Source organism: Aromatoleum diolicum (assembly GCF_012910955.1).
Classification (GTDB): Bacteria; Pseudomonadota; Gammaproteobacteria; order Burkholderiales; family Rhodocyclaceae; genus Aromatoleum; species Aromatoleum diolicum.
This window is the reverse complement of the sequence record NZ_WTVQ01000027.1, coordinates 1-23,267: the sequence shown is the minus strand read 5'-3', so window position 1 is coordinate 23,267 and position 23,267 is coordinate 1. Positions and strand designations below refer to the sequence as shown.

General features: G+C 60.1%; 36 protein-coding genes and 1 pseudogene. 35 read left to right on the top strand and 2 right to left on the bottom strand.

The window, feature by feature from the left end; translation table 11 throughout:
• Positions 1-104: 104 nt before the first annotated feature.
• The 34 genes and pseudogenes from rpsL to galE all read left to right on the top strand — a co-directional run bounded on the left by rpsL (position 105) and on the right by galE (position 19,544).
• A complete protein-coding gene (rpsL, locus tag GPA25_RS15545) occupies positions 105-482 on the top strand; it encodes a 30S ribosomal protein S12 (RefSeq protein WP_169197318.1) in 378 nt (125 codons plus the stop codon).
• Positions 483-514: 32 nt separating this feature from the next.
• The gene (gene rpsG / locus GPA25_RS15540) at positions 515-985 is read left to right on the top strand and encodes a 30S ribosomal protein S7 (protein WP_169261323.1); all 471 of its coding nucleotides are present in this window, start codon (positions 515-517) and stop codon (positions 983-985) included.
• A 107-nt stretch (positions 986-1,092) separates the two neighbouring features.
• A complete protein-coding gene (gene fusA / locus GPA25_RS15535; RefSeq protein ID WP_169261322.1) occupies positions 1,093-3,192 on the top strand; it encodes an elongation factor G in 2,100 nt (699 codons plus the stop codon).
• Positions 3,193-3,216: 24 nt separating this feature from the next.
• A complete protein-coding gene (gene tuf / locus GPA25_RS15530; RefSeq protein ID WP_169261321.1) occupies positions 3,217-4,407 on the top strand; it encodes an elongation factor Tu in 1,191 nt (396 codons plus the stop codon).
• Positions 4,408-4,468: 61 nt separating this feature from the next.
• Positions 4,469-4,780 carry a 30S ribosomal protein S10 gene (gene rpsJ / locus GPA25_RS15525; protein WP_011237971.1) on the top strand — a complete coding sequence of 104 codons (312 nt, stop codon included), beginning with the start codon at positions 4,469-4,471 and terminating at the stop codon, positions 4,778-4,780.
• Between the two features lie 114 nt (positions 4,781-4,894).
• Positions 4,895-5,539: a 50S ribosomal protein L3 gene (gene rplC / locus GPA25_RS15520; protein ID WP_169261320.1), complete on the top strand. Its 645-nt coding sequence runs from the start codon at positions 4,895-4,897 to the stop codon at positions 5,537-5,539.
• A gap of 11 nt (positions 5,540-5,550) precedes the next feature.
• Entirely contained in the window at positions 5,551-6,171 is a 621-nt protein-coding gene (gene rplD / locus GPA25_RS15515; protein ID WP_169261348.1) for a 50S ribosomal protein L4, read from the top strand.
• A complete protein-coding gene (gene rplW / locus GPA25_RS15510) occupies positions 6,168-6,473 on the top strand; it encodes a 50S ribosomal protein L23 (RefSeq protein ID WP_169261319.1) in 306 nt (101 codons plus the stop codon). Before rplD ends, rplW begins: the two co-directional genes overlap by 4 nt.
• 5 nt (positions 6,474-6,478) lie before the next feature.
• Positions 6,479-7,306, top strand: a complete 828-nt coding sequence (rplB, locus tag GPA25_RS15505) for a 50S ribosomal protein L2 (RefSeq protein WP_169261318.1) — start codon at positions 6,479-6,481, stop codon at positions 7,304-7,306.
• 10 nt (positions 7,307-7,316) lie between these two features.
• Positions 7,317-7,592: a 30S ribosomal protein S19 gene (rpsS, locus tag GPA25_RS15500; RefSeq protein WP_018987826.1), complete on the top strand. Its 276-nt coding sequence runs from the start codon at positions 7,317-7,319 to the stop codon at positions 7,590-7,592.
• 9 nt (positions 7,593-7,601) lie between these two features.
• Positions 7,602-7,931 (top strand): 50S ribosomal protein L22, encoded by a 330-nt coding sequence (rplV, locus tag GPA25_RS15495; protein ID WP_169261317.1) that lies wholly within the window; start codon positions 7,602-7,604, stop codon positions 7,929-7,931.
• A gap of 9 nt (positions 7,932-7,940) precedes the next feature.
• Positions 7,941-8,765: a 30S ribosomal protein S3 gene (gene rpsC, locus GPA25_RS15490; protein WP_169261316.1), complete on the top strand. Its 825-nt coding sequence runs from the start codon at positions 7,941-7,943 to the stop codon at positions 8,763-8,765.
• Complete coding sequence (gene rplP / locus GPA25_RS15485; RefSeq protein ID WP_169261315.1) at positions 8,734-9,147, top strand: 50S ribosomal protein L16; 414 nt, start codon at positions 8,734-8,736, stop codon at positions 9,145-9,147. The genes rpsC and rplP overlap by 32 nt, the downstream gene beginning before the upstream one ends.
• Before the next feature lie 2 nt (positions 9,148-9,149).
• Positions 9,150-9,344 (top strand): 50S ribosomal protein L29, encoded by a 195-nt coding sequence (gene rpmC, locus GPA25_RS15480; RefSeq protein WP_121430166.1) that lies wholly within the window; start codon positions 9,150-9,152, stop codon positions 9,342-9,344.
• Complete coding sequence (gene rpsQ, locus GPA25_RS15475; protein WP_169261314.1) at positions 9,341-9,610, top strand: 30S ribosomal protein S17; 270 nt, start codon at positions 9,341-9,343, stop codon at positions 9,608-9,610. Before rpmC ends, rpsQ begins: the two co-directional genes overlap by 4 nt.
• A 145-nt stretch (positions 9,611-9,755) precedes the next feature.
• Positions 9,756-10,124, top strand: a complete 369-nt coding sequence (gene rplN / locus GPA25_RS15470) for a 50S ribosomal protein L14 (RefSeq protein ID WP_169261313.1) — start codon at positions 9,756-9,758, stop codon at positions 10,122-10,124.
• Between the two features lie 12 nt (positions 10,125-10,136).
• Positions 10,137-10,454 (top strand): 50S ribosomal protein L24, encoded by a 318-nt coding sequence (gene rplX, locus GPA25_RS15465; protein ID WP_169261312.1) that lies wholly within the window; start codon positions 10,137-10,139, stop codon positions 10,452-10,454.
• A 9-nt stretch (positions 10,455-10,463) separates the two neighbouring features.
• Positions 10,464-11,003, top strand: coding sequence for a 50S ribosomal protein L5 (gene rplE / locus GPA25_RS15460; protein ID WP_169261311.1), 540 nt, complete (start codon positions 10,464-10,466; stop codon positions 11,001-11,003).
• A gap of 7 nt (positions 11,004-11,010) precedes the next feature.
• Positions 11,011-11,316 (top strand): 30S ribosomal protein S14, encoded by a 306-nt coding sequence (gene rpsN, locus GPA25_RS15455; protein WP_121430162.1) that lies wholly within the window; start codon positions 11,011-11,013, stop codon positions 11,314-11,316.
• A gap of 12 nt (positions 11,317-11,328) precedes the next feature.
• The gene (rpsH, locus tag GPA25_RS15450; RefSeq protein WP_169261310.1) at positions 11,329-11,724 is read left to right on the top strand and encodes a 30S ribosomal protein S8; all 396 of its coding nucleotides are present in this window, start codon (positions 11,329-11,331) and stop codon (positions 11,722-11,724) included.
• A gap of 9 nt (positions 11,725-11,733) precedes the next feature.
• Positions 11,734-12,267: a 50S ribosomal protein L6 gene (gene rplF / locus GPA25_RS15445; RefSeq protein WP_169261309.1), complete on the top strand. Its 534-nt coding sequence runs from the start codon at positions 11,734-11,736 to the stop codon at positions 12,265-12,267.
• 12 nt (positions 12,268-12,279) lie between these two features.
• A complete protein-coding gene (gene rplR / locus GPA25_RS15440) occupies positions 12,280-12,633 on the top strand; it encodes a 50S ribosomal protein L18 (protein ID WP_169261308.1) in 354 nt (117 codons plus the stop codon).
• Between the two features lie 12 nt (positions 12,634-12,645).
• Complete coding sequence (gene rpsE, locus GPA25_RS15435) at positions 12,646-13,170, top strand: 30S ribosomal protein S5 (protein ID WP_169261307.1); 525 nt, start codon at positions 12,646-12,648, stop codon at positions 13,168-13,170.
• A 3-nt stretch (positions 13,171-13,173) separates the two neighbouring features.
• Positions 13,174-13,356: a 50S ribosomal protein L30 gene (gene rpmD, locus GPA25_RS15430; protein WP_169261306.1), complete on the top strand. Its 183-nt coding sequence runs from the start codon at positions 13,174-13,176 to the stop codon at positions 13,354-13,356.
• Position 13,357: 1 nt separating this feature from the next.
• Positions 13,358-13,798, top strand: coding sequence for a 50S ribosomal protein L15 (gene rplO / locus GPA25_RS15425; protein ID WP_169261305.1), 441 nt, complete (start codon positions 13,358-13,360; stop codon positions 13,796-13,798).
• A 15-nt stretch (positions 13,799-13,813) separates the two neighbouring features.
• Positions 13,814-15,139, top strand: coding sequence for a preprotein translocase subunit SecY (gene secY / locus GPA25_RS15420; RefSeq protein ID WP_169261304.1), 1,326 nt, complete (start codon positions 13,814-13,816; stop codon positions 15,137-15,139).
• Positions 15,140-15,142: 3 nt separating this feature from the next.
• Positions 15,143-15,360 (top strand): annotated as a pseudogene (gene infA, locus GPA25_RS15415) (translation initiation factor IF-1).
• A gap of 21 nt (positions 15,361-15,381) precedes the next feature.
• Positions 15,382-15,495 carry a 50S ribosomal protein L36 gene (gene rpmJ / locus GPA25_RS15410; RefSeq protein WP_076603157.1) on the top strand — a complete coding sequence of 38 codons (114 nt, stop codon included), beginning with the start codon at positions 15,382-15,384 and terminating at the stop codon, positions 15,493-15,495.
• 53 nt (positions 15,496-15,548) lie between these two features.
• Positions 15,549-15,911, top strand: coding sequence for a 30S ribosomal protein S13 (gene rpsM / locus GPA25_RS15405; protein WP_169261303.1), 363 nt, complete (start codon positions 15,549-15,551; stop codon positions 15,909-15,911).
• Between the two features lie 12 nt (positions 15,912-15,923).
• On the top strand, positions 15,924-16,313 hold the full coding sequence (gene rpsK, locus GPA25_RS15400; RefSeq protein ID WP_011237995.1) for a 30S ribosomal protein S11: 390 nt from the start codon (positions 15,924-15,926) through the stop codon (positions 16,311-16,313).
• Positions 16,314-16,327: 14 nt separating this feature from the next.
• Positions 16,328-16,957 carry a 30S ribosomal protein S4 gene (gene rpsD, locus GPA25_RS15395; protein WP_169261302.1) on the top strand — a complete coding sequence of 210 codons (630 nt, stop codon included), beginning with the start codon at positions 16,328-16,330 and terminating at the stop codon, positions 16,955-16,957.
• Between the two features lie 39 nt (positions 16,958-16,996).
• Positions 16,997-17,977 (top strand): DNA-directed RNA polymerase subunit alpha, encoded by a 981-nt coding sequence (locus tag GPA25_RS15390; RefSeq protein WP_169261301.1) that lies wholly within the window; start codon positions 16,997-16,999, stop codon positions 17,975-17,977.
• A 27-nt stretch (positions 17,978-18,004) separates the two neighbouring features.
• Positions 18,005-18,415, top strand: a complete 411-nt coding sequence (gene rplQ, locus GPA25_RS15385; RefSeq protein WP_169261300.1) for a 50S ribosomal protein L17 — start codon at positions 18,005-18,007, stop codon at positions 18,413-18,415.
• 109 nt (positions 18,416-18,524) lie between these two features.
• The gene (gene galE, locus GPA25_RS15380; RefSeq protein ID WP_169261299.1) at positions 18,525-19,544 is read left to right on the top strand and encodes a UDP-glucose 4-epimerase GalE; all 1,020 of its coding nucleotides are present in this window, start codon (positions 18,525-18,527) and stop codon (positions 19,542-19,544) included.
• A gap of 63 nt (positions 19,545-19,607) precedes the next feature.
• On the opposite strand, the gene GPA25_RS15375 is transcribed toward galE, so the two are convergent.
• Both GPA25_RS15375 and uvrA read right to left on the bottom strand, forming a co-directional pair.
• Positions 19,608-19,907, bottom strand: coding sequence for a hypothetical protein (locus GPA25_RS15375; RefSeq protein WP_169261298.1), 300 nt, complete (start codon positions 19,905-19,907; stop codon positions 19,608-19,610).
• 107 nt (positions 19,908-20,014) lie between these two features.
• Positions 20,015-22,849: an excinuclease ABC subunit UvrA gene (uvrA, locus tag GPA25_RS15370; protein ID WP_169261297.1), complete on the bottom strand. Its 2,835-nt coding sequence runs from the start codon at positions 22,847-22,849 to the stop codon at positions 20,015-20,017.
• 136 nt (positions 22,850-22,985) lie between these two features.
• Between uvrA and GPA25_RS15365 the strand changes: the two genes are divergently transcribed.
• A partial coding sequence (locus tag GPA25_RS15365) for an MFS transporter (RefSeq protein WP_169261296.1) occupies positions 22,986-23,267 on the top strand: 282 nt, incomplete at its 3' end.

The window sequence follows — 23,267 nt, the reverse complement described above, 5'->3', positions numbered from 1 at the left end:
CGGCCTCTTTTTGTGGACTGACCAATCGTAGTCAGTCGCAGCCGGAATCAACCGCCCGGGGCGTCCTGTTGCGTCGCCCCGGTATAATGGAAAATTCTCAAGCTATGCCAACAATTAATCAGCTCGTCCGCAAGCCGCGGCAACTTGCAGTGGTCAAAAGCAAAGTGCCGGCGCTTGATGCCTGCCCGCAGAAGCGTGGCGTGTGCACCCGTGTCTATACAACGACCCCGAAGAAGCCGAACTCGGCGCTGCGTAAAGTGGCCAAGGTTCGTCTGACCAACGGTTTCGAGGTTATCTCTTATATCGGTGGTGAAGGTCACAACCTTCAGGAGCACTCGGTGGTCCTGATTCGCGGTGGCCGGGTAAAGGACTTGCCGGGTGTCCGTTATCACATCGTGCGTGGCTCGCTTGACTTGCAGGGCGTCAAGGACCGCAAGCAGTCCCGCTCCAAGTACGGCGCCAAGCGCCCGAAGAAAGCCTAATTGTCGGCATTCAGAAATAGCTAGAGGTTTACATGCCACGTCGTCGCGAAGTACCCAAGCGTGAAATTCTGCCGGATCCGAAATTCGGTTCGCAGGATGTTTCCAAGTTCATTAACGTGATCATGCAGGCAGGCAAGAAGTCGGTTGCTGAGCGCATTGTTTACGGTGCGTTCGCGCACATCTCCGGCAAGGCAGGGAAGGATCCGCTCGAGGTTTTCTCGTCGGCGGTCGCCAACGTCAAGCCGGTTGTGGAAGTGAAGAGCCGCCGCGTCGGCGGTGCGAACTATCAGGTTCCGGTCGAAGTGCGCCCGTCGCGTCGTATGGCGCTGTCGATGCGTTGGCTGCGCGAGGCGGCTCGCAAGCGTGCCGAGAAGTCGATGGCGCAGCGCCTGGCTGGCGAGTTGCTCGAGGCGGCTGAAGGGCGCGGATCTGCCATGAAGAAGCGCGAAGAAGTGCATCGCATGGCCGAGGCGAACAAGGCCTTCTCCCACTACCGCTTCTGAGGTTTTCAGGCGGTGGTTAATCGGGCCCTTGCAAGGGCTCGATTGTTTTGTAACAAGACACTTGGACTTTCGCGCCTTGGCGCGAATTCTGAAAGGCAGGAAAAACCGTGGCTCGCAAGACTCCTATTGAGCGTTACCGCAATATCGGTATCTCGGCTCACATCGACGCCGGCAAGACAACGACGACCGAGCGCATTCTTTTTTACACCGGCGTGAACCACAAGATCGGTGAGGTTCATGATGGCGCTGCGACCATGGACTGGATGGAGCAGGAGCAGGAGCGGGGTATCACGATTACCTCGGCTGCAACGACCTGCTTCTGGAAGGGTATGGATCTTTCCTATCCTGAGCATCGCTTCAATATCATCGATACTCCGGGGCACGTGGACTTCACGATTGAAGTCGAGCGCTCGATGCGTGTTCTCGATGGTGCTTGCATGGTGTACTGCGCGGTCGGTGGTGTGCAGCCGCAGTCTGAGACCGTGTGGCGTCAGGCGACCAAGTACAAGGTTCCGCGTCTCGCGTTCGTGAACAAAATGGACCGTCAGGGCGCGAACTTCTTCAAGGTCGTTGAGCAGATGAAGACGCGTCTCAAGGCGAACCCCGTGCCGATCGTGATTCCGATCGGTGCCGAGGAGTTGTTCGCCGGTGTCGTGGATCTGGTTCGTATGAAGGCTATCTACTGGGATGAGGCATCTCAGGGAATGAAGTTCGACTATCGCGAGATTCCGGCCGAGCTAAAGGCAACCGCCGACGAGTGGCGCGAAAAGATGGTTGAGGCGGCGGCCGAAGCAAGCGAAGATCTGATGAACGAGTATCTCGAGAACGGCGATCTGTCGGCCGAGAAGATCGTCGCGGGTCTGCGCGCCCGTACCATCGCGTGTGAAATTCAGCCGATGCTCTGCGGTACGGCCTTCAAGAACAAGGGCGTGCAGCGTATGCTTGACGCCGTCATCGAATTGCTGCCGTCTCCGGTCGATATTCCGCCTGTTTCGGGTACCGATGATTACGAGAAGCCGGTTTTCCGGAAGGCGGACGATTCGGAGAAGTTTGCGGCGCTGGCATTTAAGCTTATGACTGACCCGTTCGTGGGGCAGCTGACTTTCGTGCGCGTGTATTCCGGTGTGCTGGCCTCGGGCGAAACTGTGTTGAACTCGGTTAAGGGCAAGAAGGAGCGCATTGGCCGGATTCTGCAGATGCACGCCAACGAGCGTCAGGAGATCAAGGAAGTGCTCGCAGGCGATATCGCGGCGTGTGTGGGTTTGAAGGAAGTGACCACGGGTGAGACGCTGTGCGATCCCTCGGCGCCGATCATCCTTGAGCGCATGATTTTTCCCGAGCCGGTGATTCACGTTGCAGTGGAGCCCAAGACGAAGGGCGACCAGGAAAAGATGGGTATCGCGCTGGGTCGTCTGGCTGCTGAGGATCCGTCTTTCCGCGTTCGTTCGGACGAAGAGTCCGGTCAGACCATCATCTCGGGTATGGGTGAGTTGCACCTTGAGATTCTGGTTGACCGCATGCGTCGTGAGTTCAACGTCGAGGCTACGGTCGGCGCTCCGCAGGTTGCGTATCGTGAGGCGATTCGCAAGGCTGTCGAGCAGGAAGGCAAATTCGTCAAGCAGTCCGGCGGCCGTGGACAATTCGGTCATGTGTGGATCAAGCTCGAGCCGAACGAAGCGGGCAAGGGCTATGAGTTTGTGGACGCGATCAAGGGCGGCGTCGTGCCCCGCGAGTACATTCCGGCGGTTGACAAGGGCTTGCAGGAGACGCTGCCGAACGGCGTGCTCGCCGGCTTCCCGGTGGTCGATGTGAAGGTCACTCTGTTCGACGGTTCGTATCACGACGTCGACTCGAACGAGAATGCGTTCAAGATGGCTGCATCAATGGCGTTCAAGGACGCTATGCGCAAGGCTAGTCCTGTTCTGCTCGAGCCGATGATGGCGGTGGAGGTCGAGACGCCCGAAGATTACATGGGTAACGTCATGGGTGATCTGTCCGGTCGTCGCGGAATCGTTCTCGGTATGGATGACATCGCCGGCGGTACGAAGGCGATCAAGGCTGAGGTGCCGCTGGCCGAAATGTTTGGCTACGCCACGCAGTTGCGTTCGCTGTCGCAAGGGCGGGCAACGTACTCGATGGAATTCAAGCACTATTCCGAAGCGCCCAAGAGCGTCGCGGAAGCAGTGATCAATAATCGTAGCAAGTAATGAACTGAAGCGAGGATTCACACAATGGCTAAGGGTAAGTTTGAGCGGACGAAACCGCACGTAAACGTTGGGACGATCGGCCACGTTGACCATGGCAAGACGACCCTGACGGCAGCGATCACGACGATTCTGTCGTCGAAATTCGGCGGCGAGGCGAAGGCCTACGACCAGATCGACGCGGCGCCGGAAGAAAAGGCGCGCGGCATCACGATCAACACCGCGCACGTCGAGTACGAAACGGCTGCGCGTCACTACGCGCACGTGGATTGCCCGGGTCACGCCGACTACGTGAAGAACATGATTACCGGTGCGGCGCAGATGGACGGCGCGATCCTGGTGGTGTCGGCTGCTGACGGCCCGATGCCGCAGACGCGCGAGCACATCCTGCTGGCGCGTCAGGTTGGCGTGCCGTACATCATCGTCTTCATGAACAAGTGCGACATGGTCGACGACGAGGAGCTGCTTGAGCTCGTCGAGATGGAAGTGCGTGAGTTGTTGTCGAAGTACGACTTCCCGGGCGACGACATTCCCATCGTCAAGGGTTCCGCGCTGAAAGCGATCGAAGGCGACAAGGGCGAGCTCGGCGAAGGCGCCATCATGAAACTGGCCGAGGCGCTCGACAGCTACATCCCGACGCCGGAGCGCGCGATCGACAAGCCCTTCCTGCTGCCGATCGAAGACGTGTTCTCGATCTCCGGCCGCGGCACCGTGGTTACGGGTCGGGTTGAGCGCGGCATCGTCAAGGTTGGTGAAGAAGTCGAAATCGTGGGCATCAAGCCCACGGTCAAGACCATCTGCACCGGCGTCGAAATGTTCCGCAAGCTGCTCGATCAGGGTCAGGCGGGCGACAACGTTGGCGTGCTGCTGCGCGGCACCAAGCGTGAAGATGTCGAGCGTGGTCAGGTGCTGTGCAAGCCGGGTTCGATCAAGCCGCACACCCACTTCACCGGCGAAGTGTATGTGCTGTCGAAAGAAGAGGGTGGTCGCCATACGCCGTTCTTCAACAACTATCGTCCGCAGTTCTATTTCCGTACGACCGACGTGACTGGTTCGATCGCGCTACCGGAAGGTACCGAGATGGTCATGCCGGGTGACAACGTGTCGATCACCGTCAAGCTGATGGCGCCGATCGCCATGGAAGAAGGTCTGCGTTTCGCGATCCGCGAAGGCGGTCGTACCGTCGGCGCCGGTGTCGTTGCCAAAATCATCGAGTAATCGCTCGGATTAGTCCCCGGGGTGTCTAGCTCCGGGGTTTTTGCTCTTTCAGGATTAAAAAATGCAAAACCAGAAGATTCGCATCCGTCTGAAGGCGTTCGACTATCGTCTGATCGATCAGTCGGCACTTGAGATTGTCGATACCGCCAAGCGCACCGGCGCAGTGGTCCGTGGACCGGTTCCGCTGCCGACGCGCATCGAGCGTTTCGACCTTCTGCGTTCGCCGCACGTCAACAAGGCGTCGCGCGACCAGTTCGAAATCCGGACCCATCAACGGCTGATGGATATCATCGACCCGACTGACAAAACAGTCGATGCGCTGATGAAGCTCGACCTTCCGGCGGGCGTGGACGTCGAAATCAAGCTGCAATAAGTCCGCAACTCTTGCGGAATTTTGAAAAGGGCCGGTATAATCCGGCCTTTGCGTCTTTTGGCGTAATTACGTGATAGGGCCCGGTCAATCGTAACCGGGGATCAGGAGAAGAAAATGAGTCTAGGCCTTGTAGGGCGCAAGGTTGGCATGACTCGCATTTTCGCCGAGGACGGCCGTAGCGTTCCGGTGACTGTGCTTGACGTGTCCAATAATCGCGTGACCCAAGTCAAGACGCCTGAAAGCGACGGCTATGCCGCCGTTCAGGTGGCTTTTGGCAAGCGCCGTGCGAGTCGCGTTGGTAAGCCGCTCGCCGGTCATCTCGCCAAGGCCGGCGTTGAAGCCGGTCATACACTCCGTGAATTCAGTGTCGAGCCTGTCCAGTTGTCCAGTCTCAAGGCTGGCGACGTAATCGGTGTCGACCTCTTTGCTGTCGGTCAGAAGGTGGATGTCACCGGTACGTCGATTGGTAAAGGTTTCTCCGGGGTAATCAAGCGGCACAATTTCTCGTCGAACCGTGCCTCTCACGGTAACTCGGTGTCGCACAATTCGCCGGGTTCGATCGGTATGGCGCAGGACCCCGGGCGGGTGTTTCCTGGCAAGAAAATGGCTGGCCAATACGGCAACGTTACCCGCACGACCCAGAGTCTTGAGGTGGTGCGTGTCGATGTTGAGCGTCAGTTGCTCCTGATCAAGGGGGCTGTGCCTGGTTCGAAGGGCGGCGACGTGATCGTCCGTCCGGCGGTCAAGGCCCGTGGCTGAGCGAGGGCATGATGGAACTTAAACTATTGAATGATCAGGGCGTGCAGGCTTCAACGCTGCAGGCGTCTGATGCGCTTTTCGGGCGTGACTACAACGAGGCGCTGATTCATCAGGTCGTCGTTGCATATATGGCGAATGCCCGCTCGGGCAATCGTGCGCAGAAGGGGCGCTCCGAAGTTGCCAAGTCGACGCGCAAGCCGTGGCGCCAGAAAGGTACCGGGCGCGCGCGTGCCGGTATGGCATCCAGCCCGCTGTGGCGCGGGGGTGGTCGGATTTTCCCGAACTCGCCCGAAGAAAATTTTTCGCAGAAGCTGAACCGCAAGATGTATCGCGCCGGTGTGGCGTCGATCCTGTCGCAGCTTGCGCGCGAAGACCGTCTTGCTGTTGTCGAGAATTTCAGTATCGAGGCGCCCAAGACCAAGCTTCTGTCGCAGAAGCTCAAGGGTATGGGGCTTGACTCGGTGCTGGTGATTACCGATGAGTTCGATGAAAACCTGTTCCTGTCCTCGCGTAACCTGCATCGTGTGCTGGTGCTGGAAGTGAGCGAGGCGGATCCGGTGTCGCTGGTGCACTATGACAAGGTGATTGTCACCAAGGGTGCCCTTGCGAAGATGGAGGAGGCCTGGCAATGAGCGGATTCAGCCAAGAGCGTCTGATGCAGGTGCTGCTCGCGCCCCAGATCTCCGAAAAGGCGACTTACGTCGCCGACAAGAACGAGCAAGTTGTGTTCAAGGTCGTGTCGACAGCGACGAAACCCGAAGTGAAGGCGGCAGTCGAGCTGCTGTTCAAGGTTGAAGTCAAGTCGGTGCAGATTGCCAACGTCAAGGGCAAGGTCAAGCGCTTCGGGAAGATGACCGGTCGTCGCAAGGACTGGAAGAAGGCTTTCGTGTGCCTGAAGCCGGGCCAGGAAATCAACTTCGCGGCCGGGGAGTAAAAGTCATGGCACTGGTAAAACTCAAGCCTACATCCGCCGGTCGTCGCGCGATGGTCAAGGTGGTCAATGCGGACCTGTACAAAGGGCGCCCGCATGCCGCTCTGGTCGAAAAGCAGTCGAAGAATGCCGGCCGTAACAATAACGGTCACATTACCGTTCGCCACCAGGGTGGCGGTCACAAGCAGCACTACCGCTTGGTTGATTTTCGTCGCAACAAGGACGGCATCGTGGCGCGCGTCGAGCGTATCGAGTACGACCCGAACCGTTCGGCGAACATCGCCCTCATCTGTTACGCCGACGGCGAGCGTGCATACATCATCGCGCCGAAGGGCCTCGAGGTTGGTCAGCCCGTGATGAGCGGCGCGGAGGCGCCGATCAAGCCGGGTAACGTGCTACCCATTCGCAATATTCCTGTCGGCTCGACGATCCACTGCGTCGAAATGATGCCTGGCAAGGGTGCGCAGATCGCGCGCGCCGCCGGTACCTCCGTGCAGCTGCTGGCGCGCGAAGGTGCGTACGCGCAGATCCGTCTGCGTTCCGGTGAAGTGCGTCGGGTGCATGTCGAGTGCCGTGCCGCAATCGGCGTCGTAGGCAACGAAGAGCATGGTCTGCGCAAGATCGGCAAGGCTGGTGCGAACCGCTGGCGTGGCATTCGTCCGACCGTTCGCGGCGTGGCTATGAACCCGGTTGATCACCCGCACGGCGGCGGTGAAGGCCGCACCGGTGAGGGCGGCGTGCCGCGCAGCCCGTGGGGTCAGCCGGCGAAGGGTTATCGCACGCGCAGCAACAAGCGCACCGACACCATGATCGTGCAGCGTCGTCACAAGCGTTAAGGGGTAACAGATGGCACGTTCTATTAAAAAAGGCCCGTTTGTCGACGCGCACCTGCTGAAAAAGGTCGACGCCGTCCGGGTGAGCAATGACAAGCGCCCGATCAAGACGTGGTCGCGCCGTTCGACGGTGCTTCCGGATTTTGTCGGCCTGACGATTGCGGTCCACAACGGCCGCCAGCACGTTCCGGTGTTTGTGTCCGAAAACATGGTTGGTCACAAGCTCGGCGAGTTCGCGCTGACCCGTACGTTCAAGGGTCATGCTGCGAGCAAGAAGGCGAAGAGGTAAGGAGTCATCATGGAAACCAGAGCAATTCTCCGCGGCGTTCGCCTGTCGGCCCAGAAGGGTCGGCTGGTTGCGGACCAGGTGCGGGGCAGGCCGGTTGATCAGGCACTCAACATTCTCGCCTTCTCGCCGAAGAAGGGCGCGCAGATCATCCGCAAAGTAGTCGAGTCGGCGATCGCCAACGCCGAGCACAATGATGGCGCAGACATCGATACCCTGAAGGTCAAGACGATCTACGTCGAGGAAGGGACGTCGCTGAAGCGCTTTACCGCGCGGGCCAAGGGGCGGGGTAACCGCATCCTGAAGCCGACCTGCCACATCTACGTGACCGTCGGGGAATAAGGGGTATATATGGGTCAGAAAATTCATCCGACCGGATTCCGTCTAGCGGTCACTCGTGACTGGAGTTCGCGTTGGTTCGCTCCGAGCCGTGATTACTCCAAGATGTTGCTTGAGGATATCAAGGTTCGCGAGTTCCTGAAGAAGAAGCTCGCGCACGCTTCGGTCGGACGCATCATCATCGAGCGCCCTGCGAAGAACGCCCGCATCACGCTGTTCAGCGCCCGTCCCGGCGTTGTGATCGGCAAGAAGGGCGAAGACATTGAGCTGCTGAAGCGCGAACTGCAAAAGATCATGGGCGTGCCAGTGCACGTCAATATCGAGGAAGTTCGCAAGCCTGAAATCGATGCCAAGCTGATTGCTGATTCGATCGCGCAACAGCTTGAAAAGCGCATCATGTTCCGTCGCGCGATGAAACGCGCGATGCAGAACGCGATGCGCCTGGGTGCGCAAGGTATCAAAATCATGAGCGCCGGTCGTTTGAATGGCGCGGAAATTGCCCGTACCGAGTGGTATCGCGAAGGTCGTGTTCCGCTTCATACCCTGCGCGCGGATATCGACTATGGTGTTTCGGAGGCCAGTACGACCTACGGCATCATCGGTATCAAGGTGTGGGTTTATAAGGGTGAGATGCTCGGTCGGAATGAGCGTCCGGCCGTCGTGGAGAATGAAAACGAGGCGCGTCGCGGACGTCGCGCGCCACGTAATGATGCCGGTGACAACCGGGGCGCGAAGCGCCCGGCTCGTCGTGCCGGTGCCGATCAAGCCGATGCCGGAAAACGGACCAGGAAAGCGGGAGTAGACGATGCTGCAGCCGTCGAGAAGGAAGTATCGTAAGGAGCAGAAGGGCCGGAACACCGGCGTGGCAACGCGCGGTGCGAAGGTCAGCTTCGGCGAGTTCGGGCTCAAGGCTATCGGTCGTGGTCGACTGACGGCTCGTCAGATCGAGTCTGCGCGGCGTGCTATGACCCGTCACATCAAGCGTGGCGGTCGGATCTGGATCCGGATCTTCCCGGACAAGCCGATCTCCAAGAAGCCTGCCGAAGTACGGATGGGTAACGGTAAGGGCAACCCGGAGTACTGGGTCGCCGAGATCCAGCCGGGCAAGGTTCTGTATGAGATGGATGGTGTCGACGAAGCGCTGGCGCGCGAAGCGTTCCGGCTCGCTGCCGCGAAGCTGCCGCTGGAGACCGTTTTTGTTCACCGTCAACTGGGGTAAACATGAAAGCGAGTGAACTCCGCGCCAAGAGCGCCGGTGAATTGAATCAAGAGTTGCTCGAGCTGCTGAAGGCGCAGTTCTCGCTGCGCATGCAACTGGCAACGCAGCAGCTTGGCAATACGAGCCAACTCGGAAAGGTGCGCCGCGACATCGCGCGCGTGCGTACCCTTCTTCGGGAAAAGGCAGGGCAGAAATGAGCGAACAAATCGAAAAGGTCAGGCGGGCGCTCGTCGGCCGTGTTGTTAGCGACAAAATGCAGAACACGGTTACCGTGCTTGTGGAGCGTCGCGTAAAACACGAGTTGTACGGCAAGGTGATCACGCGCTCGGCGAAGTACCACGCTCACGTGGAAACGGGTGTCGCGGCCGCCGGTGATTTGGTTGAAATCGAAGAGTGTCGTCCGATTTCGAAGACCAAGTCGTGGCGGGTCGCGAAGGTCCTTGAGAAAGCTCGCGTTATCTGAGTCGTAGCAGATAACTAACGGACAGCTTGGCAGGTTACTGCCAAGCTGTTATAATTTTCAATCTTTGCTTTTCGCTCTTCGGGGCTCCCTACCCAAACGGGTTCCAAGACTGACCGCTGTAGCGGGGCAAGTTGGAGATAAATTCATGATTCAAATGCAGTCCATTCTGGACGTTGCCGACAATACAGGCGCGCGTTCGGTGATGTGCATCAAGGTGCTTGGTGGTTCGAAGCGTCGCTATGCGGGTATTGGCGACATCATCAAGGTCACTATCAAGGATGCCGCACCGAGAGGTCGCGTCAAGAAAGGCGATATCTATAGCGCAGTGGTCGTCCGTACTGCCAAGGGGGTTCGTCGCCCTGATGGTTCGCTGGTCAAGTTTGACGGCAATGCGGCCGTGTTGCTGAATAACAAGCTTGAGCCTATCGGCACCCGAATTTTTGGGCCGGTGACGCGCGAGCTGCGTACCGAGCGGTTTATGAAGATCGTCTCGCTGGCGCCTGAAGTGCTCTAAGGAGTTGTCGAGATGAACAAGATCCGCAAAGGTGATGAGGTTGTCGTCCTGGCAGGCAAGGACCGCGGGCGTCGCGGTGTGGTGCTTAGTCGGGTTGGTGATGAGCACTTGGTGGTCGAGGGTGTGAATCGCGTGAAAAAGCACGTACGCCCGAATCCGCTCAAGGGTGAGGTGGGTGGCATTGTTGAGAAGGAAATGCCGCTCCATATTTCGAACGTCGCTTTGTTCAATCCCGCCGCCCAGAAGGGTGATCGCGTGGGTATTCGGGTGCTTGAAGATGGTCGCAAAGTGCGCTTCTTCAAGTCGAATGGCGAACTGGTCGACGCGTAAGGAGTGGCAATGGCGCGCTTGCAGCAGTACTACAAAGAAACGATTGCTCCCGAGTTGCTTAAGCAGTTTGGGTACCAGTCGGTGATGGAGGTGCCGCGCATCTCCAAGATTACCCTGAACATGGGTGTTGGCGAAGCGGTTGGTGACAAGAAGATCCTCGAGCATGCCGTTGGCGACATGCAGAAGATTGCCGGTCAGAAGCCGGTTGTGACCAAGGCTCGCAAGTCGATCGCGGGATTCAAGATTCGCGATGGCTATCCGATCGGCTGCATGGTTACGCTGCGCGGCGCGAAGATGTTCGAATTTCTTGATCGTCTGGTGACGATTGCGATGCCGCGTATCCGCGATTTTCGCGGGATTGGCGGCAAGGGGTTTGACGGTCGCGGCAACTATAACCTGGGCGTCAAAGAGCAGATTATTTTCCCCGAGATCGAGTATGACAAGATCGACGCGCTGCGGGGCATGAACATCAGCATCACGACGACCGCCAAAAACGATCAGGAAGCTCGGGCTCTGCTCGCGGCGTTCAAGTTCCCGTTCAAGAATTGAGGGTGTTATGGCAAAACTGGCTCTGATCAATAGAGAAGAGAAGCGTCGCAAGACGGTGGAGAAATTCGCCGCCAAGCGTGCCGCGCTGATCGCTCAGATCAACGATTTCAAGTTGCCTGAAGAAGAGCGCATGGCTGCTCGTCTTAAGTTGCAGCAGTTGCCGCGCAATGCAAGTCCGGTTCGTGAGCGCAATCGCTGTGCGCTGACTGGGCGTCCGCGTGGTGTGTTCCGCAAGTTCGGGCTGTGCCGTAACAAGTTGCGTGACCTGGCATTCCGCGGCGAAGTGCCGGGCATGACCAAGGCGAGTTGGTAAGGAGATTATCAGATGAGTATGTCCGATCCTATCGCCGATATGTTGACCCGCATCCGTAATGGTCAGCAGGCCCAAAAGCTCAGCGTCTCGATGCCGAGCTCGAAGCTGAAAGTTGCGATCGCCAGGGTTTTGCAGGACGAAGGTTATATTGACGGTTTCTCGGTTCGCGACGCGGAAGGCAAGCCGGAGCTGGATGTGGCGCTGAAGTATTACGCCGGACGTCCGGTGATCGAGCGCATTGAGCGCGTGAGTCGTCCCGGGTTGCGCGTTTACAAGGGTAGCGGCGACCTGCCGCGTGTCATGAACGGGCTGGGCGTGGCGATCGTGTCCACTCCGCGCGGTGTCATGACCGATCGGGCTGCACGTGCCGGGCGGGTTGGCGGCGAAGTCATTTGTTACGTCGCATAAGGGGGTTTCATGTCTCGTGTAGCTAAGAATCCGGTGGCAATCCCCCAGGGCGTCGAGGTCACGGTGGCTTCCGGTGAAGTGGCCGTCAAGGGGCCGCTCGGAACGGTCAAGCAGTTCATTGGCAATTCGGTGGCTGTCGAGCGTGACGGCGAGTCGCTCGTGTTCTCCGCCGTCGATGGTGTCGAGAATGGCCGTGCGATGTCCGGTACCGTCCGTGCTCTCGTGAACAACATGGTTACGGGGGTTACCAAGGGGTTTGAGCGCAAGTTGACCTTGGTTGGTGTGGGATATCGCGCCCAGGCTCAAGGCGACAAGCTCAACCTGACGCTCGGTTTCTCGCATCCGGTGGTTCATCAGATGCCAGCCGGTGTGAAGGTGGAAACGCCGACCCAGACCGAAATCGTCATCAAGGGTATCGACAAGCAGCAAGTCGGTCAGGTGGCAGCCGAGGTGCGTGCATACCGCGAACCCGAGCCCTACAAGGGCAAGGGCGTCCGCTATTCGGACGAAGTGGTTGTGCTCAAGGAAACCAAGAAGAAGTAAGGGCGGTTCGATATGAACAAGAAAGTGGTTCGTCTGCGTCGTGCTCGTAAAACCCGAGCCAAAATCGCGGAGCTGAAGGCGGTTCGTCTGACCGTGTTCCGTTCCAACTCCCACATCTACGCCCAAGTGATCGATGGTTGCGGGTCTCGGGTGCTTGCTGCGGCCTCGACGGTCGAGGCGGATGTGCGCTCGCAGGTTGCCAATGGTGGCAACAAGGCGGCAGCACAGGTCGTGGGCAAGTTGATTGCCGAGCGCGCAAAAGCGGCAGGGATCGAGTCCGTCGCGTTCGATCGCGCCGGCTTCCAGTATCACGGTCGCGTCAAGGCGCTGGCCGAGGCCGCCCGCGAAGGCGGACTCAAGTTCTAAGCGAGGAATCGTATGGCTAAGCAACAAAGCAAGCGCCCGCAAGCTTCCGAGGAGCGCGACGACGGCCTTCGCGAGAAGATGGTTGCCATCAATCGCGTCACCAAGGTTGTGAAGGGTGGTCGGATTCTGGGCTTTGCCGCGCTGACCGTGGTTGGCGACGGCGATGGCGGGATCGGCATGGGCAAAGGTAAGTCCCGTGAAGTTCCGGTGGCGGTGCAGAAGGCGATGGACGAGGCCCGGCGCAAGCTGGTCAAAATTTCGCTCAAGAACGGCACGATCCAGCATTCGGTTGTCGGCAAGCATGGCGCATCTTCGGTGCTGATGCAGCCGGCGCCGAGCGGCACCGGCATCATCGCGGGTGGGCCGATGCGCGCCGTGTTCGAAGTGATGGGTGTGACCGATGTGACGTGCAAGTGCATCGGTTCGTCGAATCCGTATAACGTCGTGCGTGCAACGCTGAACGGCCTGCTGGCGGTTAATACGCCGGCCGAGATTGCCGCCAAGCGTGGCAAGAGCGTCGAAGAGATTCTGGGGTAAGCAATGACCGAGAAGACGATCAAAGTCACGCTTGTCAAAAGCGTGATCGGTACCAAGCAGTCGCATCGCGCAACGGTGCGCGGGCTCGGTTTGCGCCGCCTGAACCATACTGTCGAAATTCAGGATACCCCTGAAGTGCGTGGGATGGTCAACAAGGTGTCCTACCTGCTGAAGTGTGAGGGTTGATATGCGACTCAATACGATTAAACCTGCGGTTGGTGCCAAGTTCGCGGCCAGGCGCGTCGGGCGCGGAATCGGTAGCGGCTTGGGCAAGACCTGCGGGCGCGGTCACAAGGGGCAAAAGTCCCGTGCCGGCGGCTTCCACAAGGTTGGCTTCGAGGGTGGTCAGATGCCGCTCCAGCGTCGTCTGCCGAAGCGCGGTTTCGTGTCCCTGACCGGTTCGCGCAACGTTGAAGTCCGTCTGTCCGAGCTGGACAAGCTTCCGGTTGATGAGATCGACCTCCTGGTGTTGATGCAGGCTGGTGTCGTGCCGGCTGATGCGCTCGCGGCGAAGGTTGTGTTGTCCGGTTCGATCGGACGGAAGATCACGCTGCGCGGCGTTGGTGCTACGAAGGGTGCGTTGGCTGCCATTCAGGCCGCTGGCGGCTCGGTCGTGGTCGCCGAGTAAGCAAGGGACAAGACAGTGGCCAATCCTGCTGCCACGTTGGGAAGTCCCGGGCGCTTCGGCGATCTTAAGCGTCGGCTGATGTTCTTGGTCGGCGCTCTGATCGTCTATCGCATCGGGGCGCATATCCCGGTCCCGGGAATCGATCCGGAGCGTCTGGCGGAGCTGTTCCAGTCGCAGGCCGGAGGGATTCTCGGCGTCTTCAACCTGTTTTCGGGCGGGGCGCTGTCGCGTTTCACGATCTTTGCGCTGGGGATCATGCCGTACATCTCTGCGTCGATCATCATGCAGTTGATGACCGTCGCCGTGCCGCAACTCGAGGCGCTAAAGAAGGAAGGCGAGGCGGGGCGGCGCAAGATTACCCAATATACGCGTTATGGGACGCTGGTGTTGGCGTTCGCTCAGTCGCTCGGTATTGCGATCGCGCTGGAAGGGCAGGCGGGCCTGGTGCTCGATCCGGGGCTGACTTTCCGTTTCGTAACGGTTGCGACGCTGGTCACCGGCACGATGTTTCTGATGTGGCTCGGTGAGCAAATTACGGAACGCGGGATCGGTAATGGCATTTCGTTGATCATTTTTGCCGGTATCGCGGCGGGCTTGCCGAGTTCAATCGCAGGGCTGTTCGAGTTGGTGCGTACGGGGGCGATGCATCCTTTCACCGCCCTGCTGATCTGTGTCCTCGTTGTGCTGGTGACGGCATTCGTCGTGTTTGTCGAACGTGGGCAGCGGAAGATTTTGGTCAATTACGCGAAGCGTCAGGTCGGAAACAAGATTTACGGCGGACAAAGCTCGCACCTGCCGCTCAAGCTGAATATGGCTGGAGTAATTCCGCCGATTTTCGCGTCCAGTATCATCCTCTTCCCAGCGACGCTGGGGCAGTGGTTCGGGGCGTCGGAAAGCCTGACGTGGCTGCGTGACATTTCGTCGACGCTGGCGCCAGGGCAGCCGATATACGTGATGCTGTATGCGGCCGCGATCGTGTTTTTCTGTTTCTTCTATACGGCGCTGGTGTTCAATGCCCGTGAGACGGCGGATAACCTGAAAAAGAGCGGTGCGTTCGTGCCCGGAATCCGTCCGGGAGATCAGACGGCGCGCTATATCGACAAGATCCTGACGCGTTTGACACTCGTGGGCGCCGTATATATCACTTTGGTGTGCCTGCTGCCGGAGTTCCTTATCCTCAAGTGGAATGTGCCGTTCTACTTTGGTGGGACGTCGCTGCTGATCATCGTGGTGGTGACGATGGACTTCATGGCACAGGTTCAGGCCTACGTGATGTCCCATCAGTATGAGAGCCTGCTGAAGAAGGCAAACTTCAAGGGGGCAGGGCTTCCGATCAGGTAAGTTATGGCGAAGGAAGACGTAATCGAGATGCAGGGCGGGGTTATAGAAATCTCCCCAACGCAACGTTTCGCGTCCGACTTGAAAACGGACACATGGTCCTCGGGTACATCTCCGGAAAGATGCGCATGCATTACATTCGCATCCTTCCTGGTGACAAGGTCACTGTGCAACTGACGCCCTACGACCTGACCAAGGCCCGGATAGTTTTCCGGACCAAGTAATCAAGAAACAGGAGCAACAACATGAGAGTTCAGGCTTCGGTAAAGCGGCTTTGCCGCAACTGCAAGATCGTTCGCCGCAAGGGTGTGGTTCGTGTCATCTGCGCGGATCCGCGGCATAAGCAGCGCCAGGGTTGATCTTAGGGCGCTCAGGGATTATTATTTAATGTTTCGCTTTTTGGGGTAATCGAATGGCCCGTATTGCTGGGGTAAACATTCCCAACCACAAGCATGCCGAGATTGCGCTGACCGCCATCTATGGAATTGGCCGTTCGCGTGCTCAGAAAATTTGTGATGCCGCCAACGTTCTGCGTTCCGTCAAGGTGAAGGATCTTACCGAGTCGGATATGGAGCGCTTGCGTGATGAGGTGGCGCGGTTTGTTGTCGAGGGTGACCTGCGTCGTGAGACGACGATGAACATCAAGCGCCTCATGGATCTCGGGTGCTATCGCGGTGTCCGCCATCGTCGCGGCCTGCCGCTGCGCGGTCAGCGCACCCGGACCAATGCCCGTACCCGCAAGGGTCCGCGCAAGGCCATCGCCGGTAAGAAGTGATAGGGATACATAATGGCTAAAACTGCTGCGAAAGTTCGCAAGAAGGTCAAGAAGAACGTGGCCGAGGGTATCGCCCACGTGCATGCGAGCTTCAATAATACGATCATCACGATTACCGATCGCCAGGGCAATGCCCTGTCGTGGGCTACTTCTGGCGGCGCGGGCTTCAAGGGTTCGCGCAAGAGCACTCCGTTCGCGGCGCAGGTCGCTGCCGAAGCTGCCGGCAAGGCTGCTCAGGAGTGTGGTGTAAAGAACCTGGAAGTGCGCATCAAGGGACCCGGTCCCGGTCGCGAGTCGGCTGTGCGCGCGCTCAATGCGCTGGGTATGAAGATCTCCAGCATTACCGACATCACGCCGATTCCGCATAACGGCTGCCGTCCGCCGAAGAAGCGTCGTATCTGACAAGGAGTTGAAACGTGGCTCGTAATCTGGATCCCAAGTGCCGTCAGTGCCGTCGCGAGGGCGAAAAGTTGTTCCTGAAGGGTGAGAAGTGCTTCACCGACAAGTGTGCGGTCGAACGGCGTGCTTACGCCCCCGGCCAGCACGGCCAGCGTTCCGGTCAGCGTCTGTCCGGCTATGGCGTGCAGTTGCGCGAAAAGCAAAAGATCCGTCGCCTGTACGGCGTGCTTGAGGCGCAGTTCCGCAAGGTCTACGCCGAAGCCGACCGTCGCCGCGGGCAGACGGGTGAAAACCTGCTGCAGCTGCTGGAAGGTCGTCTCGACTCCGTCGTGTACCGCATGGGCTTCGGCGCTTCGCGTGCCGAGTCCCGTCAGCTGGTGCGCCACAACGGCATCCTGGTCAATGGCAAGCGCGTGAATATTCCGTCGTACGTCGTGCGCCCGGGTGACGTGGTTGAGCTGACCGAGCGTTCGCGTGGTCATCTGCGCGTCAAGGCGGCGCTCGAAGCGGCAGCGTCCCGCGGCTTCCCCGAGTGGATCGAAGTCGATGCGAAGGCTGGCAAGGGTGTGTTTAAGGCCTACCCGCAGCGCGCGGAATTGCCGCCGACGATCAACGAAGGCCTGGTCGTCGAACTGTATTCCCGCTAACAGGCTCGCCTGAAGACTCAAAGATCCGAGGAACTGCTGATGCAAAGCAATTCACTGCTGAAACCCCGTATCATCGACGTCCAGAGCGTGTCGCCCGTCCAGGCGCGCGTGACGATGGAGCCGTTCGAACGGGGTTTCGGTCATACCCTGGGGAATGCGCTGCGGCGCATCCTCCTTTCCTCGTTGCCCGGTTATGCGCCGACCGAAGTCGCTATCGAGGGCGTGCTGCACGAGTACTCGACGCTTGACGGTGTGCGCGAGGACATCGTCGACCTGTTGCTGAATCTGAAGGGCGTGGTGCTCAAGCTCCACAGTCGCAGCGAGGCAACGCTTCGGCTGTCGAAGTCCGGTGATGGCGTCGTGACGGCGCGTGACATCGAAGTAGGTCACGACGTCGAGATCATCAATCCCGATCACGTCATCGCTCATCTTGCGCCGGGTGGCAAGCTGGACATGCAGATCAAGGTTGAGGAAGGTCGCGGCTACGTGCCTGGCAACGTCCGTCCCGCTGCCGGCGAGACGAAGAGCATCGGGCACATCGTTCTGGATGCTTCGTTCAGCCCGGTGCGTCGGGTGAGCTACCTGGTCGAGAGCGCGCGCGTTGAGCAGCGTACCGACCTGGATCGCCTGGTGATCGACATCGAGACGAATGGTGCCGTGGATCCTGAAGAGGCGATCCGCTATGCGGCGCGCGTGCTGATGGATCAGTTGTCGGTGTTCGCCGATCTGGAAGGAACGGCGCCGGTCGTCGAGCAGTCGGCGGCACAGGTCATTGACCCGGTTCTGTTGCGCCCGGTGGATGATCTCGAGCTGACGGTGCGTTCGGCCAACTGTCTCAAGGCCGAGAACATCTATTACATTGGCGACCTGATCCAGCGTACTGAAACGGAACTACTGAAGACTCCGAACCTCGGTCGCAAGTCGCTGAATGAAATCAAGGAAGTGTTGGCCTCGCGTGGGCTGACGCTCGGCATGAAACTGGAAAACTGGCCGCCGGCCGGGCTGGAAAAGCTCGGTTGAGACGTATCAGTTGAGTGAGGAATAAAAATGCGTCACCGCCACGGTCTTCGCAAGCTTAACCGTACCAGCAGCCATCGTCAGGCGATGTTCCGCAACATGGCCAACTCGCTGCTGCGTCACGAAGTCATCAAGACGACCCTGCCCAAGGCCAAGGAACTGCGCCGTGTGGTAGAGCCGCTGATCACCCTGGGCAAGAAGCCCAGCCTGTCGAATCGTCGCCTGGCATTCAACCGCCTGCGCGATCGTGACATGGTGGTCAAACTGTTCGATGAACTCGGTCCGCGTTTCGCCGCCCGTAACGGGGGCTATCTGCGTATTCTGAAGTTCGGTTTCCGCGACGGCGACAATGCTCCGATGGCGTTGGTCGAGTTGGTGGATCGTCCGGCCGAGAACGACGCTGGTGAAGTTGTCGAAGTAAAGGAAGCTTCTGCCGCGTAAGGTGTTTTAAGTTCGCGGAATGAGCAGAAATGGGCCGTTTTACGGCCCATTTTTTTTTGCTGGTAGCATCGTATTTTTTTGCGCTGCAGCGGGCGCATGGGGGGTGGTCTTGAGCACCGTAATGGTTACCGGCGGGGCGGGTTACATCGGTTCGCATAGTTGTGTCGAGTTGCTGGGCGGAGGGCACGACGTCGTCGTGGTTGATAATCTTTGCAACAGCAAGGTCGAGGCGCTGACGCGGGTTGAGGAGATCGCCGGGCGAAAGCTTGCGGGTTTCCATCGGGTGGACGTGCGTGATCGTGACGCCCTCGCACGGGTTTTTGCGGCGCACCGCGTCGATGCGGTGATTCATTTCGCAGCGCTCAAGGCTGTCGGGGAGTCGGTGCAGCAGCCGCTTGCGTATTACGACAATAATATCGGCGGGTTGGTCGCGCTGGCGTCGGTGATGGCGACGGCCGGAGTATTCGGGCTAGTCTTCAGTTCGTCGGCGACCGTGTATGGGGATCCGGCGACCGTGCCGATCCGTGAGGATTTTCCGACGGCGCCGACAAATCCGTATGGCTGGACCAAGCTGATGGCCGAGCAGGTCTTGCGCGATGTGGCGGCAGCGGATCCGCGCTGGCGTGTGGTGTTGCTACGCTATTTCAACCCGGTGGGGGCCCACGCCAGCGGACGTATCGGTGAGGATCCGCACGGGATACCGAACAACCTGATGCCTTTCGTGAGCCAGGTGGCGGTCGGGCGTTTGCCGCAGTTGCAGGTGTTCGGTGCGGACTATCCGACGCCGGACGGGACGGGGGTCCGCGATTACATTCACGTGGTGGATCTGGCGGCAGGGCACGTCAGGGCGGTCGAGCGTATTGCCGACCTGCCCGGGGTGACTTGTCTGAATTTGGGTACGGGGCGCGGTTACAGCGTGCTGGACGTCGCGCGTGCGTTCGAGCGGGCTTCGGGGCGTGCGGTCCCGTATCGGGTGGTGGCGCGGCGGCAGGGTGATATTGCGGCGTGCTGGGCTGATCCGACGAGTGCGGAGAATGTGTTGGGCTGGATGCCGCACTTCGATCTGGATGCGATGTGCCGCGACGCGTGGCGCTGGCAATCTCAGAACCCGGACGGCTATCCGGGATAGGGTGTTGACTGGCGGGCAAACCGCTCGCAAGCGGGCGCGTATGGCCCGCCGCGGCGCGAGCGCCTACCAGGACTTCCGGACGCGGTTGCGATACTGCACATCGTGGGGCAGCACCTTTTGCATGGCTTCAAGGTGGCTTGCCACGATGTCATAGGCTTTTGCGAGGGTTTCCGGCTTGAGCTGCGGTAGTTCGCTCTGTCGCGCAGTCATTCGTACGACCTGATCAATGGCGCGTCTGCGCTGCTGTTCCTCGGCCGACTGATACACGCCCAGTCCGGCATCGAGCAGGGTTTTAAGGATCTTGACGCGTCGCTCGATGCGATCGAGAAAGACGCTCTGGATGTCGCTGGGCACTTCGGCCATGGTGCTCTCCTGTATTCGGCGTGGCGGCGATGATCTGGCCGCGTTTTCCGGACTGCAAGGACGTCTCCGCTACAAATTGTAAGCGCGATCGGCGGCGCTTGCCTGTTTCACTGTATCGGGGCGGTGTCGAGGGCCTTTTTGAGGTAACGGCCCGTATGGCTGGCGGGGGAAGCTGCAATCCGTTCAGGGGGGCCGCTGCACAGGATTTCGCCGCCGCGTCCGCCTCCTTCCGGGCCAAGGTCGACCAGCCAGTCGGCGGTCTTGATGACGTCGAGGTTGTGTTCGATGACGACAATGGTGTTGCCGTGGTCACGCAGACGATGCAAGACCCCGAGCAGCAGTTCGATGTCGCGGAAGTGCAAGCCGGTGGTGGGTTCGTCGAGGATGTATAGGGTGCGTCCGGTGTCGCGTTTGGAGAGTTCAAGCGCGAGTTTGACGCGCTGGGCTTCGCCGCCGGATAGCGTGGTGGCGCTCTGTCCGAGGCGGATGTAGCCGAGGCCGACGTCCGTCAGCGTTTCAAGTTTGCGGGCGACGGCGGGGACGGCGCGGAAGAATTCCAGGGCGTTTTCGACCGTCATGTCGAGCACTTCGAATACGGTCTTGCCCTTGTAGCGGATTTCGAGGGTTTCGCGGTTGTAGCGTTTGCCATGGCAGACGTCGCAGGGGACGTACATGTCGGGCAGGAAGTGCATTTCGACCTTGATCATGCCGTCGCCCTGGCAGGCTTCGCAGCGGCCGCCCTTGACGTTGAACGAGAAGCGGCCGGGGCCGTAGCCGCGGGCGCGCGCGTCGGGAACGCCGGCAAAGAGTTCGCGCACCGGGGTGAGCAGGCCGGTGTAGGTGGCCGGGTTGGAGCGCGGCGTGCGGCCGATCGGGCTTTGGTCGACGTTGATCACCTTGTCGAAGAAATCGAGCCCTTCGACAGCGGCGTAGGGCGCTGGCTCGGCGTTCGCACCGTACAGGTGCTTCGCCGCGATTGCGTAGAGGGTGTCGTTGATGAGGGTCGACTTGCCCGATCCGGATACCCCGGTGATACACGTGAGCAGGCCGACCGGGAGTTCGAGGTTGACGTTCTTGAGGTTGTTGCCGCTGCAGCCGCCGAGTTTGAACAGGCGTTCCGCATCGGGGGTCTTTCTCCGGGCCGGAAGGGCGATCGCGCGGCGGCCCGCGAGGTAGGCGCCGGTGAGCGAGGCTTCGTTCGCAATGATCTCGGCAGGGGTGCCGCGGGCGACGATCTCGCCGCCGTGCACCCCAGCGCCGGGGCCCATGTCGACGACGTAGTCGGCGCTGCGGATGGCATCTTCGTCGTGCTCGACGACGATGACCGTGTTGCCGAGGTCGCGCAACTGGCGCAGGGTGCCGAGCAAGCGATCGTTGTCGCGCTGGTGCAGGCCGATCGAGGGTTCGTCGAGGACGTACATGACGCCGGTGAGGCCGGAGCCGATCTGGCTGGCGAGGCGGATGCGCTGGGCTTCGCCGCCGGAGAGCGTGTCGGCGGAGCGGTCGAGCGAGAGGTAGTCGAGGCCGACATTAATGAGAAAGCTGATGCGGTCGGAAATTTCCTTGACGATCTTTGCCGCAACCATGCCTCGCTGCCCCGTTAGTGCGAGGTCGTCGAAGAAGGCCTTGCACTCGCCCAACGGCATGCGACTGACGGCATGCAGCGAGCGTTCGCCGATCAGCACGTGGCGCGCTTCGGTGCGCAGGCGTGTGCCGTGGCAAGCGGGACACGCCTGCGTGGCGCGGTATTTGGCGAGTTCTTCGCGTACCGCGGTGGAGTCGGTTTCGCGGTAGCGGCGTTCGAGGTTGGGGATGATGCCTTCGAACGGGTGTTCCTTGGCGACCATGCGGCCGCTGTCCGACAGGTAGCGGAAGGCGATCTTGTGCCGCCCGGAGCCGTGCAGGACGACGTTGCGTATGTCGGTCGGCAGGGTTTCGAACGGGGTGTCGGTGTCGAAGTCGTAGTGATCGGCGAGACTCGCGAGCATCTGGAAGTAGAACTGGTTGCGCCGGTCCCAGCCACGGATGGCGCCGGCAGCGAGCGACAGTTCGGGGTGCGTGACGACGCGCATCGGGTCGAAGACGTCGACCTGGCCGAGACCGTCGCATTTCGGGCAGGCGCCGGCCGGATTGTTGAACGAAAACAGGCGCGGTTCGAGTTCGGCCAGGGCGTAGCTGCACACCGGGCAGGCGAAGCGGGCGGAGAACAGGTGTTCGTGGCCGGAGTCCATCTCGACGGCAATGGCGCGGCCATCGGCGTGGGTCAGGGCGGTCTCGAAGGATTCGGCGATGCGTCCACGCTGGTCGGTGCGCACCTTTAGGCGGTCGATGACGACCTCGACGGTGTGGCGACGACCCTTTTCGAGCGCGGGCAGTGTGTCGAGTTCGGCGACCCGGCCATCGACGCGCACGCGCACGAAGCCTTGGGCGCGCAGTTCGGCGAAGAGGTCGTGCTGCTCGCCCTTGCGGTGCGCGACGACCGGCGCGAGGATCATCAGGCGGGTGTCTTCGGGCAGGGCGAGGACGTGGTCGACCATCTGCGAGACGGTCTGCGCCTCGAGCGGATGTTCGGGGTGGTCGGGGCAGTGCGGCGTGCCGGCGCGGGCGTAGAGCAGGCGCAGGTAGTCGTGGATTTCGGTGATGGTGCCGACAGTGGAACGGGGATTGTGGCTGGTGGCCTTCTGTTCGATGGAAATGGCAGGTGACAGGCCTTCGATCAGATCGACATCCGGCTTTTCCATCAACTGCAGGAACTGGCGGGCGTAGGCCGACAGCGATTCGACGTAGCGCCGCTGGCCTTCGGCGTAGAGGGTGTCGAAGGCTAGCGAGGACTTGCCGGAGCCGGACAGGCCGGTGATCACGGTGAGCCGGTTGCGCGGCAGGTCGAGGCTGATGTTCTTGAGGTTGTGGGTGCGCGCGCCGCGAATGCGGATTTCGTCCATGGGCCGGGGTTGACGAAGGGGTAACGTGCCACTATACGAGAGTTCGCCGACGCAAGCCAAACCGGCCGGCGGTGGATGCTAGAATCTCCGATTTGCTTGGCTGCTTTCCCTTATGTCCCGACCCGAGCACGATTCCATGACGTCCGCCGAGAAACGGGCCGGCGCGAGCCTCGCAGCGATCTTCGCCTTGCGCATGCTCGGGCTGTTCCTGATCCTGCCGGTGTTTGCGGTGCACGCCCACACGATTCCCGGCGGCGATAACCTGACCCTGGTGGGCTTGGCGATTGGTGCGTACGGACTGACGCAGGCGTTTCTGCAGATCGCCTACGGTGCTGCATCGGACCGCTTCGGGCGCAAGCCGGTGATTGTTTTCGGCTTGATGCTGTTTGTCGTCGGCAGCGTCGTGGCGGCGCTTGCG